Source organism: Nereida ignava (assembly GCF_047114695.1).
Taxonomy (GTDB): domain Bacteria; phylum Pseudomonadota; class Alphaproteobacteria; order Rhodobacterales; family Rhodobacteraceae; genus Nereida; species Nereida ignava.
In genome coordinates, this window is record NZ_CP112885.1 from 1665627 (window position 1) to 1683716 (window position 18090).

The following is an 18090-nucleotide window of genomic DNA, read 5'->3' on the forward strand; positions in this document are numbered from 1 at the left end:
TTATGCTCCCTCAAAGCCGATAGATTGCAGATACCGCCGGTTTAGTTTGGCATCATCTATGGGTGAAGTATCGCCAGTGGGGTCGCAATCCTGCTCCACCGTGCACCAGCCATCAAAGTTATTGTCGACCAAGATTTTGCGAACAGCTGGGAAGTCCACGTCACCATCGCCCAAGTTACAGAAAATACCATCGCCGCAGGCAGTGTAGAAATTTGTACGGTTGGCCACGACCTGCGCTTTGACCTTAGGATCGATGTCTTTGAAATGCATGTAGCTGATCCGGGAGATGTACTTCTGCATGAATGCTACTGGATCGAAACCGGCATATGAGTGGTGCCCTGTATCAAAACAGATTTTCAGAATGTTCTCATCAACCTCACTCAGGAGGCGCTCAAGCTCTGGCTCAAAATCCATAAAGCCTGCCGCATGGGCATGGATGCCCACAGTAAGGCCAAACTCTTCGGCCCCAATCTTTGCAACTTCAGCGATCCTATCACGAAATGCAGTCCATTCAGCTTTGTCCATTTGCTCCGCTTCATCCGCGCGACCGGCGGTAGGTGCGCGACGCTCGGAGATGCTATCGATCAAAACCAAATGCTGTGCGCCGTGGGCAGTCAGGGCCTTGCACGTCCGGCGTGCTGCATCGAGAACTTCACCCCATTTACTGGCATCGTGGAACGGGCGGAAAACAACGCCACCGACGAGCTCCTGGTTAAACTCAGCCAAAGCTTCGCCAAGAACCGCAGGGTCCTCTGGCATAAACCCAACTGGGCCAAGCTCGATACCAGTGTATCCGGCTTCAGAATTCTCTTGCAGCACTTTGCGCCATGCAGGGTTGCGCGGATCATCTGCAAATTCCACGCCCCAACTGCATGGGGCATTCCCGATTTTGATCATGTTGATCTACCTTTTTCTTAGTAATCTTTGACATCGACCCACGCGCGTTTGTCGTGTGAATCAAGTGCTGCTTTGACGACGCGGTTCACCTCCATACCTTCTTCGAAAGTGGGCCAGATATTTTGGTTTTGGTGAATGGCGCGCAAAAAGTCGTTTGCTTCGATGATGATCTGATCCTGATAGCCCGTGCCGTGCCCGGGACCCTGACAGAAGGGCAAGTAATCAGGATGCGCAGGGCCGGCTAGAATTTTGCGAAAACCGCGCTCGGCTTCTGGACCTTCGCTGGTGTAAAGCCACAATGCGTTTTGGTCTTCTTGATCAAAGCGGATCGCACCCAAGGTACCGTGGATTTCGTATGCATAGCCCATCTTGCGCCCTGTTGCGATGCGGCTGAAAAATAGATGCCCTTGCGCACCGTTTTCGAACTTACACATCATTTGTGCCTGATCGTCGTTTGTGACGGGCACGCCGCCACGTGTAGCGTGAACGGTCTCAACGTTAGCAATTAGTGAGCTGATCGGCCCAATAAGACCCCGCGCGGCGTTGATCATATGCGGTGCTAGATCACCCATAGTACCGTTGGCCATCCCTTCGGTCCGCCATGTGCCGGGTGCGGTAGCATCTGCCAGGAAGTCTTCTGTATGTTCGCCCCGAAAATATGTGACGTCCCCGATACGCCCCTCAGCAACAAGTTGGCGGGCATATTGTGATGCGGGGGTTCGGATATAATTGAAGCCGACCATGTTGATGGCGCTTGCCTCTTTTGCTGCCGCAACCATTTCGCGACTTTCTTCGAGCGATGCGCCCAAAGGCTTTTCGCAAAAGACGGGTTTGCCGGCTTGGAATGCGGCAATCGCTATGTCTTTGTGCGTTACTTGCGGCGATGCGATCACCACTGCATCAACATTAGGGTCGTTTACTAGTGTCCGCCAATCAGATGTTGCGCGGTTAAATCCAAATGAGGCGCGGTACCGTTCAGCCGATGTATCAGTAGAAGCGCACACCATTTCAAGAACGGGTCTCAGTGCGGTGTCAAATAGCCCGCCGACGGCTGCAAAAGCCACTGCGTGTGCTTTGCCCATATAGCCACCACCGATAATTCCAATCCTGATATTTGTCATTTTAGTGGTCTCCTGAAAAAGCCATTGCAACCGGTTGCAAAATGGCTATCTTGGTTTTGGGTCGCTGGTCAACAGCAATGTTGTGCGCAGTAGAAAACTTACATCCTCTGGAGGGCGATTTGGGACAATCTACCGATACAGTAACACTTACCACGGCACAGGCGATTGTCCGCTATCTTGCTGCGCAGTTCATTGAGATTGATGGCAAAAAAACGCGCGTTTGTGGTGGTGGGTTTGGCATCTTTGGGCATGGTAATGTGACGTGCTTGGGTGAAGCGCTTTATGATCATCAAGACGAGCTACCCCTTTACCGCGGTCAAAATGAGCAGGGTATGGGGTTTGCTGCAGCGGCATATGCCAAGACCCATTTACGTCGCCGTTTCATGTTCTGCACAGCATCAGCTGGGCCCGGTACGTCAAACTTGCTGACATCTGCCGCATTGGCGCATGCAAACCGTCTGCCTATGCTGCTGTTGTGTGGCGATGCTTTTCTGACGCGTTTGCCCGACCCCGTTTTGCAGCAGCTTGAGCATTACGGAAATCCCACGTTTGGTGTGAATGATGCGTTCAAGGCTGTTTCGCGTTTTTGGGATCGGATCACGCATCCCGCACAGATTATTCAGTCACTGCCGGCTGCTTTGAACACTATGCTCGACCCCGCAGATTGTGGCCCCGCATTCATCGGTCTACCGCAAGATGTGCAAGGCTGGACGTATGACTATCCTCTTTCGTTCTTTGAGCCTCGGGTGCATCGCATCCGGCGCCAAAAAGCAGATGCTGACGAGATTGCCGATGCTGCTCGTTTGCTTAGCACCGCGCGTCAGCCAATGCTCATCGCAGGCGGTGGTGTGCAATATTCTGGCGCTGTCGCGGAACTTACTCGCTTTGCCGAAGCTCATAACATTCCCGTTGTTGAGACCATTGCTGGCCGCGCAAATTTACTGAATGGCCACCCGCTAAACATTGGTCCTTTGGGGGTGACGGGTTCAAATTCCGCCAATGCAATTGCGGAGAAGGCAGACGTTATTGTGGCCGTTGGGACGCGGTTACAAGACTTCACAACAGGCTCTTGGACGGCGTTTTCACCTGATGCAAAGATTATCGGGATGAACGCAGCGCGGCACGACGCGGCCAAACATATGTCGATGACTGTAGTCGGCGACGCAAAACTGGCCTTGGATGATTTGTCCGGTGCGCTGGATGGTTTCAGCGCCCCTTCTTCTTGGTCTGATTTTGCGAAAGCAGAGCGTGCAAAGTGGAACACGTACGTTGCCGAAAACACGCGGATCGGGAATGGTCCTGCGTCTTACGCCCAAGCCATTGGCGTCATCAATGATAATTGCAGCCCACGTGACCGGATCGTTGCAGCGGCAGGTGGCTTGCCGGCTGAGGTCACAGCAAATTGGAAAACGCTCGATATCGGTACTGTTGATGTTGAGTTTGGTTTTTCGTGTATGGGATATGAAATCGCCGGTGGGTGGGGTGCGCGTATTGCCCAATCCGAAAACGAACCTGACAGCGACACAATCGTATTTACGGGTGACGGCTCATACCTGTTGATGAATTCTGATATCTATTCATCGGTGCTGACGGATAAAAAACTGATCATTATGGTTTTGGATAACGGCGGTTTTGCGGTGATCAACAAACTTCAGAATAACACTGGCAACGAAAGCTTTAACAACCTGATCAGTGATACACCGACAGCGAAAAACCAAGTTGGTGTCGATTTTGAAGCCCATGCAAAGTCGATGGGTGCATTGGCTGAAACAGTGTCTAATCCTGCTGAACTTGCTGCTGCATTTGCGCGCGCTAAGGCTGCAGATCAGACTTATGTTATTTCTATGAAGGTGGATGCCTACGATGGTTGGACTACCGAAGGGCACATATGGTGGGAGGTCGGCACGCCGCATGTAACGCAAAATGCCAGCGTGCGTGGGGCCCATCTTGAAACTGAAGCGGGCCGTAGTCGCCAAAGAAAGGGCTTCTAATGGATGTGATTGAGGGCATCAAAGGCAACAACTTTGTTGTGATCGGCCGCGCAGGAATGGATCTTTATCCAGACCCGCCCGGGACGGCGACCGAAGATGCGCAAGCCATGACTGTCGCTTTGGGAGGCAGTTCGGCCAATATTGCAGCTGGCATCTGCAAGTTGGGAGGTAGGGCGTCTCTGGTTACGCGCGTTTCTGATGACAGCATCGGTCGCTACTGCGTGAAGCAGCTGCAGACTTACGGTGTTGGGACAGAGTATGTAACGCCGGTTGGTGGTGAGTTCCGGAACTCATTGGCTGTCTATGAAAGTAGAGTCGAGGGGCACCAGTCGGTGATCTATCGAAACGGCGCCGCTGATTTTGAGATGTCCGAGGCTGATGTAGAGGCCGTTGACTTCACTAAGTTCAGCGCCCTGATTACCGCGGGAACGGTCTTTGCCGCGGAGCCGTCTCGAAGCGCCACATTTAAAGCCTTTGAAATGGCGCGCGCAGAAGGCATCCCAGTTATTTTCGATGTCGATTATCGACCCTATTCATGGCCTTCGGCTCAAGTTGCGTCCGATGTTCTATCCAAAGCCGCCGCGATGAGTGATGTAATTGTCGGCAACGATGAAGAGTTTGGGTTTATGGCTGGCTCTATCGAAAAGGGCCTTGGCAAAGCACGTGCGTTAGCCGCCGATAGCGCTCAAATCGTTGTTTACAAAATGGGTGCGCAGGGCGCTGTGACTTTTGCAGGTAAGGAAGAGATTACGACCGGTATTTACCCTGTTGACGCGTTGAAGCCAACGGGTGCCGGAGACAGCTTCATGGCGGGTTTCCTAACTTCAATTGCGAACGGTCATTCGCTTCATACCTCAATCATGCGGGGCTCTGCTTGCGCGTCAATTACAGTGTCTAAACCCGGATGCGCGCCCGCTATGGCGGACAGTGATACGCTTGAAAAATTCCTCGCTTCTCACCCGGGCCCTACACCCGTGGGTTCAAATTAAAGGATCGCCCTAATGCATATTGCTCCATTTGATAACGCGAATAAACCAATCGTCGATGTAGGTGATCCGTTGGTCCCGTTGAATTATTTCAACATCGTAAAGCTAAAAAAAGGGCAGGCGTTTGAATATTCGGTCCCGGGCTATGAGACTTGTATCGTTCCGGCCACCGGTACAGTTGATGTAGATATCGAAGGGTTCAAAGCGGATAGCCTTGGAAAGCGCACCGAAGATGTTTGGGACGGAGAGCCAGAGGGTGTCTACGTGCCAACGGCAGCCAAGGCGACAATGGTGTGCACCACTGATGAAGCCGAAGTTTTTGTGGCTGGCGCCAAGTATGACAAGGTGCTTGAGGCATTTACGGTCCGCGAAGCGGAGTTGGACTTTGTTCAGTACGGAAGTGACGAGACCAAAACCCACCGCAAAATCAAACACATTCTTGGCACAAAATACCATGATAAGGTGGGGCGTCTGCTTGTGTCCGAGTTGTTTACCGTCGGTGCGGGCGGGTGGTCAGGCTTCCCAAGTCATAAGCATGATACGGACCGTCTGCCCCAAGAAACGCGGCACGATGAAACTTATAACTTCCGGTTTAAGCCAAATCACGGTTCAGGCGTTCAGATGCTTCAGCGTGAAGATGGTAAATCGGGGGATGCGTACCATCTTGTTGATGGCTCCACGGTGATGATTGACAAAGGCTACCACCCCTGTGCCGTTTTGCCTGGATACGAAATGTATTACTTCACTATCCTTGGTGGGCTTACACAGCGCAGTCTCGTGCAGTACTTCCAGCCATCCCATGCGGATCAGTTAGAGACTATTCCAGGCATTAAAGACATGATTGCGAAGTTCAAATGACACTCGCAACCTTGGCAGACGTTCTGGGTCCCGCCAAGTCAGGTGGGTACGCTGTTGCTGGTCTGGTGACTTTGGGTTGGGAAGATATGCGTGCGTTCGTCGCTGCGGCTGAGGCTGAGAATTGCCCTGTTATTTTACAAGCAGGCCCCGGGTGCCGTGCGCACACGCCGCTTCCGATTTTGGGTAAGATGTTTCGCTATTTAGCTGAGGGTTCTTCTGTGCCCGTGGTGGCGCATCTTGACCATGGATACACCAAAGACGAATGCGAGCTTGCGATTGATAGCGGCTTTACGTCGGTGATGTTCGATGGCTCGAAGCTGGCGCTTGCCGATAACATTGCTCAAACCGCCGAGATCGTAGAGTTGGCGCACCGGGCAGGTGTCTCATGTGAGGGTGAAATTGGGTTTGTTGGCTATGCAAATGGCGCAAATTCCGCTGGAACAGACCCTATGGAGGCGGAACAGTTTGCCCGTGAGACAGGTGTCGATGCCATGGCGATATCTGTTGGTAACGTGCACCTTCAGCAAGACAAAGAGGGTGGGCTTGATGAGGCGCGGATAGCGCAAATTCAGCAGCTTACAGATGTTCCATTGGTCATTCATGGCGGTTCGGGTGTTCCGGTGGCGCAGCGCAAAAAGTTGGCTCGCGAGACAAACATTTGTAAGTATAACATCGGAACCGAGTTGCGTATGGCGTTCGGGACCGCGATGCGCGATGCAGTAGATTCCGATCCAAACCGGTTCGACCGTGTCGAAATTCTTAAAGAAACACATGATCCGATGGTTGCCGCCGCACGGCAGGTTTTGTCGGCGTTGAAGGGGTAAAATATGATAAATATTGGTCTTTTGGGTGCTGGCCGCATTGGCGTTGTGCATGGCCGAACGCTTCGTGGGATGAGCACAGCACGAGCCGCGGCCGTGTCAGATTTTATTCCCGCGGCTGCCGAAGCGCTGGCAAAAGAGACAGGCGCCCAAGTGATGAGTAGCGATGAAATTATTGCTGACCCTTCTATTGATGCAGTTGTGATTGGTACGCCAACGACGACTCATTATGACCTGATCCATCAAGCTGCCGCCGCCGGTAAGGCCATCTTTTGTGAAAAGCCCGTGGATTTGTCGGTAGACCGGATCAAGGAATGCCTGGCTGCTGTTGAGAAAGCAGATGTGCCCTTCATGACGGCGTTTAACAGGCGTTTCGACCCTAACTTTGCACAATTACGCTCTCAGCTGCAGGATCAGGTGATTGGAAACGTAGAGTTGGTGACAATTTTGTCTCGTGACCCTGCGCCCCCGCCCATTGGCTACATCAAGACGTCAGGCGGTATCTTCAGGGATATGATGATCCATGATTTAGATATGGCGCGGTTCTTGTTGGGAGAAGAGCCTGTCGAATTGCACGCATCCGGATCTTGTTTAGTAGACCCTGAAATTGGTGCGGCGGGTGACTTTGATACTGCTGTGGTTACGCTTAAAACGGCGAGTGGTAAGCTTTGTCAGATCAGTAACTCGCGCCGCGCGAGCTATGGCTATGATCAGCGGATCGAAGTGCACGGTGAAAAAGGTATGCTGCGCGCTGATAATCAACTTGAGACGACTGTAGAATTGGCCACCGGTGACGGTTTCTGCCGCGCCCCAACTGAGGCGTTCTTCCTTGAACGCTACGCAGCCGCTTACCGTGCAGAGATGGAGCATTTCGTATCTGTTTTGGTTGATGGTGCGGAAATGACACCCACTGGTCTTGACGGCTTGAAAGCCCAAATGATGGCTGATGCCGCAGACGCGTCTGCGCGGGATGGACAACCACGTCAGCTAAGCTGGTAACTTAATGGTTAGTTGACGCTTGCCCTTGGGGTCGCTCTAGGCTCTGATCGAATGCAGAGCACGGAGTCTCAAAATGCCTGATCCAACCTTGCGCGCCGCCGATGTGTTGGCGCGCCGTCTTTATCTTGCTGGATGCCGCTATGCGTTTGGCATCCCGGGCGGCGAGGTTCTCACCCTTGTTGATGCCTTGGAAAACGCTGGGATTACTTTCGTGTTGGCGCGTCATGAAAACGCAGCAGGCTTCATGGCTGAGGGGACGTATCACCGGACAGGTGCACCCGGTATTCTGGTTTCAACAGTCGGTCCCGGTGCGCTTAACGGGGTGAATGTGGTTGAGAATGCCCGCCAAGATCGTGTGCCGATGATTGTTCTAACGGGTTGTGTGGATGCGGACATGGCACATACTTACACCCACCAAGTTCTGGATCAGCCTGCAGTTTTCAGTGCGATTACCAAGGACTCATTCACGCTTAGCGCGGCTTCTGCCCACGTAATTGCAGATAAAGCAGTCTCAATGTGTATGGAGGGGCAACAGGGCCCCGTCCACATCGACGTACCTATTTCTGTTGCGGATCAAGATGCCTCGGGAGAGGGTGAGTTGCGACCACCCGCGATGCCTGTTGTGCCGTCTGATGTTGCGTTGCTTCGCGAAATATTGTCATGCGCTAAGCGGCCTCTCATTGTCGCCGGTGTTGATGCAGTGGCGCAAGATGCTGGTGCTGAAATTACCGCAATAGCAGAGCGGCTCGGCGCGCCGATAATTACTACTTACAAGGCCAAAGGCGTTGTACCTGAAAGCCATAAACTCGCTATGGGCGGTGCCGGCCTATCACCTCTTGCGGACGAGATTTTATTGCCTTTGGTCGCAGAGGCCGATGTTATTTTGTGTCTTGGGTATGATCCGATCGAAATGCGGGCTGGTTGGCAAAACCCATGGGATTTGTCGCATCAAACTGTGATCGACGTCACCGCTGTGCCCAATCACCACTATATGCATCACGCCAGTTATAATGTGGTGGGGAGTTGTCGTGAGACAGCGTCTGAATTGATCCCTGCGTATTCTGAAGCAAACTGGCCGGATGGGCGTTTGGCGCAGGTGAAGGCCGATTTAGCTAACGTTTTTGCGCCTGAACCCGAGTGGGGTCCAGCGGCCGCGATTGCCACGTGCCAGCGTGTGTTGCCGACTGATACATTGGCCTCAGCCGACAGTGGCGCCCACAGGATTCTGCTGTCGCAAATGTGGCAGTGTGAGTTTCCGCGTGCGTTAGTTCAGTCGTCAGGACTGTGTACGATGGGCTGTGCGGTGCCTTTGGCAATGGGCCAAAGCATTGTTGAACCTGATAGAACTGTCGTGTCATTTTCGGGCGATGCTGGCTTTTTGATGGTGGCCGGTGAATTGGCAACTGCAGCTGGCCTTGGACTAAAAACTATTTTTGTTGTCTTTGTTGATGCCAGCCTTGCGTTGATTGAATTGAAACAGCGAGGCCGACAGATGAAGAATTGTGGTGTCGATTTTGGCAGATCAGACTTTGCAGCGATTGCCCGCGCGTTTGGCGGGGCTGGCCATTGTGTCCGCAGTACTAACGAATTGACCGAGGCGTTGAACACAGCGCAAATGGCTGACACATTCACGGTCATAGCAGTAGAGATTGAGAAAGGCGCCTATGATGGCCGTATCTGAACCAAAAGGTGCATTAGACGGCCTTGTCGTTCTCGATTTAACTCGCATTTTGGCAGGTCCAACGGCGACCCAACTTTTGGGTGATTTGGGCGCGACCGTTATCAAGATCGAAAACCCGAAAACCAATGGTGATGATACCCGCGCATGGGGGCCGCCCTACGCGCAAACAACAGACGGTGAGCAAGATCTTAGTGCCTATTTCATGGCTGCCAATCGCAACAAATATTCTGTAGCTGCGGATCTGAGTAGCCCAGAGGGGCAGCAACTTATAACGGCAATTGCATCGCAGGCGGACGTTGTGATCGAGAACTATAAACCTGGCGGCCTTGAGAAATATGGCCTCGATTTTGCGACACTGACAAAGCGCCATCCACGCCTTGTGTATTGCTCGATTTCGGGCTTCGGGCAGACTGGTCCAAACCGCGATCAGCCGGGCTATGATCTGATGGCGCAGGGCTATGGCGGGATAATGTCACTGACAGGTGAACCCGATGGTACACCGATGAAAGTTGGAGTTGGTATTACTGATGTGATGTGCGGGATGTATGCGACTATTGGTGTTTTGGCGGCATTGCGACACCGCGATGCAACAGGCGAAGGACAGCATATCGATTTGTCGTTGGTAGACAGTCAGATGGCATGGCTGATCAATGAGGGGACTAACTTTTTGGCCTCTGGTGATCTGCCTAAACGTCGCGGTAACGCGCACCCAAATATTGTTCCTTACGACGTTTTTCCGTGCGCAGATGGCCATGTGATTTTGGCTGTTGGAAATGATGGGCAGTTTGGGCGGTTTTGCTCTGCTGTTGGTTTGGATGAATTAAGCGGTGATGCGCGTTTTGTGACGAATTCGCTGCGCATTGAAAATCGTATCGCGCTGACGGCTGCAATTCAGGCGCGTTTTCAGGCCCTAACTATGGACGATATCCTTTCGCGGCTGCGCGAGGTAAAAGTGCCGGCAGGGCCTATTCATACTGTCGGCCAAGCCCTTTCGACGGATCAGGCAAATGCGCGCGGTGCTGTGGTGGCTATGACCCACGAAGACACGGCCCAAGGCGAAGTCCGACTTCTTGGCAATCCACTAAAATTTTCCAAGACACCTGTAACATATCGTCGTCCACCTCCGCGGTTTGGCCAAGATACAGACCAGATTGAGCGTAGGTTTGGCCAAAATCCCCCCAAAGAGCCGCACTCCCCTGATTAATGGACGATACAAATCACGCTTTCGTAATGTCGCGTGTACGTGAAGTGTGTGTGATGCCTTAGCCCGTTACGACCAAAGTCATACAAGTAGTGACCCCACGGGACGTAACGATGACCTATGATATCTGCCAATGCCAAGTGACCCTGACTGATGCACAAGCCGTTAGGGACTGGAATGGCCTGATCAAAGCATTCTTGTCCCATGGCACTACGGCGCCAAAACACCTGAAGGCTGTGCTAACGGCAGAACCCGATTTTGCTATGGGGCATGCTGTCCGTGGGCTCTTTTCCATGATGATGGGACGGCGCGAGATCACTGAAGTCGGGCATCAGGCAAATACCACGGCGCAGGAAAAGTTGCGCTTGGGCGGGGCCAATCGCCGCGAAACTTTGTGGTGCGAGGCGTTAGATATTTGGGTTTCTGGCAGCGCAATTGGTGCAATTTCAACGCTTGAAAAGGCACTTGTGTTAAGTCCGGCTGATACGTTCACAATGAAGGTTATCCACGCAATTCGGTTTATTGTGAGAGAAGTTTAGCAGAGAGTTTTGAGCAAACGCCCGAGACTTTGATTGATTACGCCCTGCGGGACCGCCGATGGTGTCAGGGAAATCTACAGCATTTGCGCATCCTGATGGCACGGGATTTCCATCCAGTGTCGCGGTTTCATTTGCTGCAAGGTGCAGTTGCGTTTTTGCTCTCTCCGGCGTGGTTTGCGTTGATCCTTATCTGGTCGTTCATTCCACAAATGCCGATCGGCCAGGTAGAGTATTTTAGCTTGTCTAACCCGCTGCAACCCATGTGGCCTATGGTTAGTGAAATTAGCGGGTTTGCGTTTTTGGCGATTATTTACGCGATGTTGCTGTTTCCAAAGTTTTTGGGAGTTCTGGTCTGTGGGATGAGGCCAGAAATTCGCGCAAGCTATGGCGGCTTGATGCAGTTCTGGGCAACGGCGTTGTTCGAGGTGATCTGTTCAATCCTTTTTGCACCTGTCTTAATGGTGCAGCAAACACTCTCTGTTTTTCGTGCCTTGCTTGGTAGATCGAATGAATGGTCCCCGCAGCGGCGGAATGCTATTGGCTACACATGGTCTGAGATGTTTCGCTTTCACTGGATCGAAACGTTGGTGGGGTTGTTGATGACCACCGGCATTATTTTGGGTGGGTTGTCACTTTGGCTGCTCCCCATCGCGCTCAGCTTACTTGGGGCCGTTATATTGTCCAAACTAAGCGGAGTAAAAGTCGCGGGGCGGGGCCTCAGACCGCTGCGCTTGGATAGCCCCAACTCGCTAATTGAGCCTGAAGTTGTTCGGCTCGCTGGGTCTCAAAGAGTGGCCATCAAAGCTTCTTTGCTGTCTGACGTGCCTCAGGTTGTTGCAGCTGAGTAATCCCGGGTGTTTGCGGTTTCGCGTTCGGCTTTATGTCCATGGATTTGGTCAAAAGCTCCCCGAGTTGGCAGCGAAATACCCTTTGTTCAGTCCACCGTTGGGGCGTTAGATGTATAACTTGGAATTGTACGTTTAGAGGCGCGTTTGGGTTCAAGATCATTCCAATTACTGTTCGCCAAACTAATGTTTTGCGTAATGTCTTCTTCCCAAAATGAGACAACATTTTCGGTGATATTGAGGTGCAGTTTGCCATCCACAATACGCCATAAATTGGGGTTTGCTGGCACCTTGCCGCCCGTGGCCACCCCGTAGGCGCAATGCCCATCAAATTGTGGGATATACTTTGCGGGGTTAGCCAAAAATGCATCACGGTTGGCTGCGTTAGAGAATGCGAAAGTCGCACCATTATAGTCGGCTGTGATCTCTATTTTGCCTGCAACCGCTTTGGGTTGCGGTGCTCCGACTGCTGATTGCTCAAGTCCGAAATACGCTAAAACGTCATGCCCGGAGACAGCAAAACTCGTTTCATCAATATACTGGGGCCCTGCAAAAGCGGTGGATGAGCTAAGCGCGGCGGCTGCGAATAGAATAAATTTTTTCATGAGACACTTACCTAAGATTACTAATCGCACTGATGCAGAAAACAGTCTCGTTGAATAGAGAGGCTCTCTGGTTCGTGATCCTTACAGCGCATTTGTGATCATCATTTAGCTACAAATTTAGGTGTTAAGCCCTCGGTAAGCTGTATCGCTTAAGAGATGCCTTGGGTGAAAGAAAAGGTGGTGAGTATGGCTGCGCAAAACATGGCGCCGGTCATCATCAAACGTAAAAAGGTTATCAGTGGTGGTGGTCACCATGGCGGCGCTTGGAAAGTTGCCATGTGCCACTCTCTCGTTTGCGCCGCATTTTACACGGCGAGTTATGCCGGGTCGCCCCAACGTGTCAGCCTTCTGGACCAAATGGCTGTCATCAAACCATGCCACCCCATCATGAGATGCATCGCCAGAATGGTGCGAGATTTGCTAACGAGTGCTTAATTCCATATCTCTTTATCTATCTGATTTTACGTAAATTTTATTATCTATTCTGAGGTGCCGTAAATGAGGCGCCAATAGTCCGTGTCGTTCCTTTTGGCCCGTATACTGTTGAACCTGAACTCGCTTTTCGAAGTTGTGAAACGCGCCTTATCGCCATTTCAATCCCGCGCTGTGAAGCCTTGAGGATGCGTGCGTTTGACATGCTGCTTTCTCTGATTTGCGCTAATAATTTTGGATTTTCTGTCTGATTGTTTAGTCGCTCAATGAGCGCAGTCTTGATGGGAATAATCTCATCAAGCTCTGCAAAGTTGTGGCTCAACAAAGCACGGCGTTCGGTTTCGAACGCATCGTATAGATCCTGCAATACTGGCTTCATTTTTGCTGTGCCTCACTCTTTTTCAGACTGTTAAAAACCTGTTCGGCCAATCCAATTCCGCCTGACCGAGCCATGGCGTTTGCTTGCTCCTTTATGAGGAGTGACTGGAATTGGTCTTCGCCTCCACCGCCGCCAAATGCCTCTGATGTTTTCCCCAAGCCGGCTGATTTTAGCATCTCAGACAAAAAGCTGGCCTCAAGATCGACGGCGGCCTGCCAAAGTGGATCATCTAATTTGGGGGGCGCACTATTCATACGTGACGCGCTAGATGAAATTTCCATCAACATACCTTTCAAATTGTCAGAACTTTCACCTTGTTTGATCGACAATCGTAAAGATGTCGTAACCATTTAGCGTTTATCTGCAGTGGTTCAGAACGAACTTCTAAGGGCAAGAAATGCACACACAGCTTCATTCCGTACTACCGACGGCCTCAGGTGACCTAATGAAAAAAGCATCAGCTTTGCCGATGGGCGAAGCGCGGTTTGAGTTTGGCAGCCTGCTCGAGGTTGAAGCTGATGCTGATATGCCAGAGCTGGATGGGAATGAGCCTGCCTTTCCGGAGGCGGTGGGTTTGGATGCGCTTTTGACGCCAGCCTCGGCCCAATTAGAGATGGGTTTGGTAGGCACAAGTCAGATAGTGGTTTCTGGTGTAGAAATAAGTCCTTCTGACATTTCAATGATAGAAACAGAAGCGAGTTCGCATAGAAGCGTTGGCGTGCAGCCAGAGGTAGTCGTCGGCGATGACGCGGCTGTAACGATCAAGAGTGATGTGGCAATCAAGAGTGATGTGGCAATTGCAATTCCGCCGCCCGAAGCTTTGCGATTCGCAGTAGGCGTGGGAGGGGTTATTGCTGACGTGCCCAAGAATAGTAGTCCGGTCACTGACTTGGCCTTAGTTCCATTAGCCGCGCAGCAATCACCTCTGAACGCAGCAACGCAACAACAGTTGGTCCAAGCTGAATCTGGTTCGTTGGATCAGACTCAGTCTGTTGAGTGGGCTTTACAGCCTTCAAAGCCTGTGAAGCAGGGTGAAATACAAAAACAGTATACTTCGGAAAATCCAATAAATGTTGAAGCTGTTCGGAGCACTGAAGGTGCCGACCTTAAAGCAAGTGAAGAAGTAGGTAGCCTGACGCCCAAATCAGAGCAAATTGAAGCGATGAAGCAGGAAACACACCAAACACCATCTTCGCCAGCTAACTTGCCTTCAAACGCGCCTTCACTCTTGGCTTCCGTAGTTACTGAAGCACAAAGTATGGCACCTCAGTTTGCTGATGAATTCGCAGAATTTGCGCCCGCAGCCATTAGCGCCTCAACGCTGTCGCCTGTCGATGCAAAACAGATTTTACCGGCCGCGACACCTCAAAACCTGCCGTTGAATATTGCACGACAGATCAGCGAAGCGACGCGCAATGCGTCGGATGGAACCACTGAGATAACGCTCAACCCTGCGGAATTGGGGCGTGTGCGTATGTCATTTTCACCAACTGAAGCGGGCATGATGGTCGTGCTTTCAGTTGAGCGCCCCGAGGTGTTGGAGCTGATGAAACGTCACATCGAAGATCTGAGCCAAGAGTTTCAGAGCGCTGGATTTGGCATGGCTAGCTTTGATTTTTCAGGGGGCGGGTCAGACACGCCGAATGAACGTGGCGGCAGCGGCTCTCGCATTCACAGTACTGATGCTGCGTCCGAGGTGGATGTCCCCGTTAGGCCAAGTTTGCTTCGAACTTCACAATTAGACATTAGATTATAGGTGCCCATATGAACGTTCTCCCAACGCCAACAATCCAACCTGCCTATGGGTCAGGTTCTGGGTCCGGCTCTGATCGTGTGATCAACTCAGATTTTGATACGTTTTTAAAAATGCTGACGACTCAGGTTGAAAACCAAGATCCGCTAGACCCGATTAAATCTGAAGATTACGCAACGCAGCTTGCGCAATTTTCGGCCGTTGAGCAGCAGACAAAAACGAATGATTTGCTTGAGGCGCTGAACGCGCAGTTTGGTCAAATGGGGATGGCTGAACTGGCCAATTGGGTTGGCATGGAGGCGCGCGTTGCAGCCCCTGCCTCTTTTGTTGGTGCCGCAATTTCGGTCGCAGCCAGTCCAGTCACAACAGCAGATCGCGCTTTTTTGGTTGTTAGAGATCAATCAGGCGCTACGGTTGACCGCCGTGAGATTCCAGTGACTGAGGCGACACTAGAGTGGGACGGACGCGGTTCTGATAATATTGAACTGCCCAAAGGGCTTTACGCGTTCGAAATTGAGAGCCAGCAGAATGGTGATGTTTTGGATACCAAGCCTGCGGAAGTCTATGTTCCTGTAACGGAGGCGCGCAACCAAGAGGGTGGCACGTATTTAGTACTGCGTGGCGGGACTGTCGTTGATGCAGGCGCAGTCCGCGCAATTCGCGAGCCAAACGCGGCTTAAGCTAGAAATACCATCACTGCTGCCGCTGCCGCGAGTGCAATTACACCACCGGTAGACGCCCATAAAAGCGGGCCAAGGTAAGTGCGCTTTCCTTCGCCCTCACCGCTCTCTGAGTTTGTCTGCGCAATTAGCGCGGCCTCAGCGAGTTGCGGTAGCTTGGGACCAAAGCGGGCAAGAACACGTGCCGTCTTGAATAAATCGCGGGCAAGCGCCTTTGGTCCAATGCTTTGTTTGATGTAATCCTCAACAATCGGTTGAGATACTTGCCAAATATTGATGTGAGGGTTCAGCGTCCGCGCGACCCCCTCAACAACGACCATAGTGCGCTGCAGCAGAATCAGCTCGGTTCGCGTTTCCATGCCAAAGCGCTCTGTTACCTCAAACAGGTAGTTGAGAAGTCGACCCATCGATATGCGCGTAGCGTCCATCCCAAAAATGGGTTCACCAACTGCACGCAACGCCTGTGCAAACTCATCAATGTCTCTGTCAGCAGGAACGTACCCCGCCTCAAAATGTACCTCAGCGACCCTCCGATAATCTTTGCGGATAAAGCCGAACAGAATCTCGGCATAAACGCGGCGGGTATATTCATCGATACGACCCATAATGCCGAAGTCATACGCAACGATCTCACCCTCGGCGTTAATCTTCAGGTTGCCTTGATGCATATCGGCGTGAAAATACCCATCACGCAAAGCATGTTGTAAAAAGAGTTGTAATACCCGCTCACCTAAGGCGTGGCGGTCATGGCCGGCCGCGTCAATAGCGTCCACATCGCCGGCCGGAATGCCGTCAACCCAGCCAAGGGTCATGACGCGGCGGGAGGAGTGCTCCCATTTGACCTGCGGAACTGTAAAGCCTTGATCGTTTTTTGTGGTTGCCGCAAACTCTCCTGCGGCACTGCTTTCAAGACGAAAATCGAGCTCTCCGCGGACGACACCTTCAAAGTGTTCAATGACCTCACGGGGGCGCAGTCTGCGCGCACCAGGTGCAAAAATTTCCACCATACGGGCCGCAAAATAGAATGCATCAATGTCTTTGCCGAAACGCTTTTCAATGCCCGGGCGGAGAACTTTGACTGCAACGGCTTCGCCCGTTTCTGCCAAATGCGCTTTGTGCACTTGAGCAATAGAAGCCGCTGCGACAGGTTCCGAAAATGTTGAGAAAACCTCTTCAACGGGGCGCTCAAGCTCTGTTCGAACCATCGCCTTCGCTTGCTCAATCGAGAACGGTGGTAGCTTGTCCTGAAGCACCCGCAGTTGGATTGCCAACTCATCGCCCACCACGTCGGGGCGTGTAGAAAGCACCTGTCCAAACTTGATATACGCCGGCCCAAGAGCAACCAGTGCGCGTACCGCCGACGGCATTTCAGGATCGCCTTTGAGACCCAGCCACTTGAACGGCCAGCCCAGCAATTTAGCCACAATACGCAGTGAGGCAGGGGCTTGAAACGCGTCGAGAACAACGTTCATCCCGCCCGTGCGTTCCAGCGTGGCACCCATGCGGATGAGGCGAATAATGTTGTGAGGCCCGCGCATTTTAAATCTTCCACCCAGAGTGCAGGGCCGCGATGCCAAGGCTTAGATTGCGGTAACTTGCGTTCTCAAACCCTGCTGACTTGACCATCGATAGGAAGGTTTCCTGATCAGGGAATTGTCGGATCGATTCCACAAGGTATTGGTAGCTGTCAGCATCATTAGCAATCAGTTTGCCCATGCGTGGGATGACGTTGAACGAATACAAGTCATACGCTTTTTGCATCATCGGATTTGGGAGCTGGCTAAATTCTAAAACCATAAGGCGACCACCAGGTTTTAGGACCCGATACGCTTCATTTAGCGCCTCTTGTGGGCGGGTGACGTTTCGGATGCCGAAGCTGATTGTGTAGACGTCAAAGGTGTTATCCTTGAAGGGAAGCGCCATTGCGTCCCCGACAGCCCAATCCAACTGCTTGGCCATGTCGTTAGCTTCAGCGCGCTGACGCCCTTCGACCAGCATAGATTCGGTAATATCAAGAACTGTCGCGTGCCCACTGCCTGCGCGCCCTAAAAATTTGAATGAAATATCACCAGTACCACCAGCAACATCCAAAAGTCGTTGTCCTGCACGCGGTGCAAGCCAATCCATCATCGCATCTTTCCAGACGCGGTGAATTCCAACGCTCATCACGTCGTTCATGATGTCGTATTTACTCGCAACATTCGTAAAGACTCCCTGAACGCGGCCAGCCTTCTCGCCCTCTGGGACAGTCTCAAAGCCAAAATGCGTTGTTTTTTCAGTATTTTTGGCCATGGGGCTTGTC

At 52.0% G+C, this 18090-nt stretch carries 18 protein-coding genes and 1 pseudogene; 12 read left to right on the plus strand and 7 right to left on the minus strand.

What is annotated here, in order from left to right:
• Complete coding sequence (locus OLX08_RS08230; protein WP_391480848.1) at positions 1-897, minus strand: TIM barrel protein; 897 nt, start codon at positions 895-897, stop codon at positions 1-3.
• Positions 898-914: 17 nt separating this feature from the next.
• A complete protein-coding gene (locus OLX08_RS08235; RefSeq protein WP_391480849.1) occupies positions 915-2018 on the minus strand; it encodes a Gfo/Idh/MocA family protein in 1104 nt (367 codons plus the stop codon).
• A 77-nt stretch (positions 2019-2095) separates the two neighbouring features.
• Here OLX08_RS08235 and iolD point away from each other — a divergent pair, with 77 nt between their 5' ends.
• The 9 genes from iolD to OLX08_RS08280 all read left to right on the plus strand — a co-directional run bounded on the left by iolD (position 2096) and on the right by OLX08_RS08280 (position 11942).
• The gene (gene iolD / locus OLX08_RS08240; RefSeq protein ID WP_391483218.1) at positions 2096-4009 is read left to right on the plus strand and encodes a 3D-(3,5/4)-trihydroxycyclohexane-1,2-dione acylhydrolase (decyclizing); all 1914 of its coding nucleotides are present in this window, start codon (positions 2096-2098) and stop codon (positions 4007-4009) included.
• Complete coding sequence (iolC, locus tag OLX08_RS08245) at positions 4009-4998, plus strand: 5-dehydro-2-deoxygluconokinase (protein ID WP_391480850.1); 990 nt, start codon at positions 4009-4011, stop codon at positions 4996-4998. The genes iolD and iolC overlap by 1 nt, the downstream gene beginning before the upstream one ends.
• Positions 4999-5010: 12 nt before the next feature.
• Positions 5011-5853, plus strand: a complete 843-nt coding sequence (locus tag OLX08_RS08250; protein ID WP_391480851.1) for a 5-deoxy-glucuronate isomerase — start codon at positions 5011-5013, stop codon at positions 5851-5853.
• Positions 5850-6677 carry a class II fructose-bisphosphate aldolase gene (locus tag OLX08_RS08255; protein ID WP_391480852.1) on the plus strand — a complete coding sequence of 276 codons (828 nt, stop codon included), beginning with the start codon at positions 5850-5852 and terminating at the stop codon, positions 6675-6677. The genes OLX08_RS08250 and OLX08_RS08255 overlap by 4 nt, the downstream gene beginning before the upstream one ends.
• Before the next feature lie 3 nt (positions 6678-6680).
• A complete protein-coding gene (iolG, locus tag OLX08_RS08260; protein WP_391480853.1) occupies positions 6681-7673 on the plus strand; it encodes an inositol 2-dehydrogenase in 993 nt (330 codons plus the stop codon).
• A gap of 73 nt (positions 7674-7746) precedes the next feature.
• Entirely contained in the window at positions 7747-9354 is a 1608-nt protein-coding gene (locus OLX08_RS08265) for a thiamine pyrophosphate-binding protein (protein ID WP_391480854.1), read from the plus strand.
• The gene (locus OLX08_RS08270; protein WP_391480855.1) at positions 9338-10558 is read left to right on the plus strand and encodes a CaiB/BaiF CoA transferase family protein; all 1221 of its coding nucleotides are present in this window, start codon (positions 9338-9340) and stop codon (positions 10556-10558) included. Before OLX08_RS08265 ends, OLX08_RS08270 begins: the two co-directional genes overlap by 17 nt.
• Positions 10559-10668: 110 nt before the next feature.
• Entirely contained in the window at positions 10669-11094 is a 426-nt protein-coding gene (locus tag OLX08_RS08275; protein ID WP_391480856.1) for a hypothetical protein, read from the plus strand.
• A gap of 95 nt (positions 11095-11189) precedes the next feature.
• Positions 11190-11942 carry a hypothetical protein gene (locus OLX08_RS08280; RefSeq protein ID WP_391480857.1) on the plus strand — a complete coding sequence of 251 codons (753 nt, stop codon included), beginning with the start codon at positions 11190-11192 and terminating at the stop codon, positions 11940-11942.
• A gap of 86 nt (positions 11943-12028) precedes the next feature.
• On the opposite strand, the gene OLX08_RS08285 is transcribed toward OLX08_RS08280, so the two are convergent.
• Entirely contained in the window at positions 12029-12544 is a 516-nt protein-coding gene (locus OLX08_RS08285) for a YHS domain-containing (seleno)protein (RefSeq protein WP_391480858.1), read from the minus strand.
• A gap of 186 nt (positions 12545-12730) precedes the next feature.
• Between OLX08_RS08285 and OLX08_RS08290 the strand changes: the two are divergent.
• A pseudogene (locus OLX08_RS08290) lies at positions 12731-12820 on the plus strand (chemotaxis protein MotB); the annotation flags it as partial.
• 199 nt (positions 12821-13019) lie between these two features.
• Here OLX08_RS08290 and OLX08_RS08295 read toward each other — a convergent pair.
• Both OLX08_RS08295 and OLX08_RS08300 read right to left on the minus strand, forming a co-directional pair.
• Entirely contained in the window at positions 13020-13355 is a 336-nt protein-coding gene (locus OLX08_RS08295) for a hypothetical protein (RefSeq protein WP_391480859.1), read from the minus strand.
• Positions 13352-13636, minus strand: a complete 285-nt coding sequence (locus OLX08_RS08300; protein ID WP_391483220.1) for a rod-binding protein — start codon at positions 13634-13636, stop codon at positions 13352-13354. The genes OLX08_RS08295 and OLX08_RS08300 overlap by 4 nt, the downstream gene beginning before the upstream one ends.
• Positions 13637-13800: 164 nt before the next feature.
• On the opposite strand from OLX08_RS08300, the gene OLX08_RS08305 reads away from it, so the two are divergent.
• Positions 13801-15111 (plus strand): flagellar hook-length control protein FliK, encoded by a 1311-nt coding sequence (locus OLX08_RS08305; RefSeq protein WP_391480860.1) that lies wholly within the window; start codon positions 13801-13803, stop codon positions 15109-15111.
• Between the two features lie 8 nt (positions 15112-15119).
• Positions 15120-15788 carry a flagellar hook capping FlgD N-terminal domain-containing protein gene (locus OLX08_RS08310; RefSeq protein ID WP_391480861.1) on the plus strand — a complete coding sequence of 223 codons (669 nt, stop codon included), beginning with the start codon at positions 15120-15122 and terminating at the stop codon, positions 15786-15788.
• On the opposite strand, the gene ubiB is transcribed toward OLX08_RS08310, so the two are convergent.
• Complete coding sequence (gene ubiB / locus OLX08_RS08315; RefSeq protein WP_391480862.1) at positions 15785-17326, minus strand: 2-polyprenylphenol 6-hydroxylase; 1542 nt, start codon at positions 17324-17326, stop codon at positions 15785-15787. The genes OLX08_RS08310 and ubiB overlap by 4 nt on opposite strands.
• 1 nt (position 17327) lies before the next feature.
• The gene (gene ubiE / locus OLX08_RS08320; protein ID WP_391480863.1) at positions 17328-18080 is read right to left on the minus strand and encodes a bifunctional demethylmenaquinone methyltransferase/2-methoxy-6-polyprenyl-1,4-benzoquinol methylase UbiE; all 753 of its coding nucleotides are present in this window, start codon (positions 18078-18080) and stop codon (positions 17328-17330) included.
• Between the last annotated feature and the right edge of the window lie 10 nt (positions 18081-18090).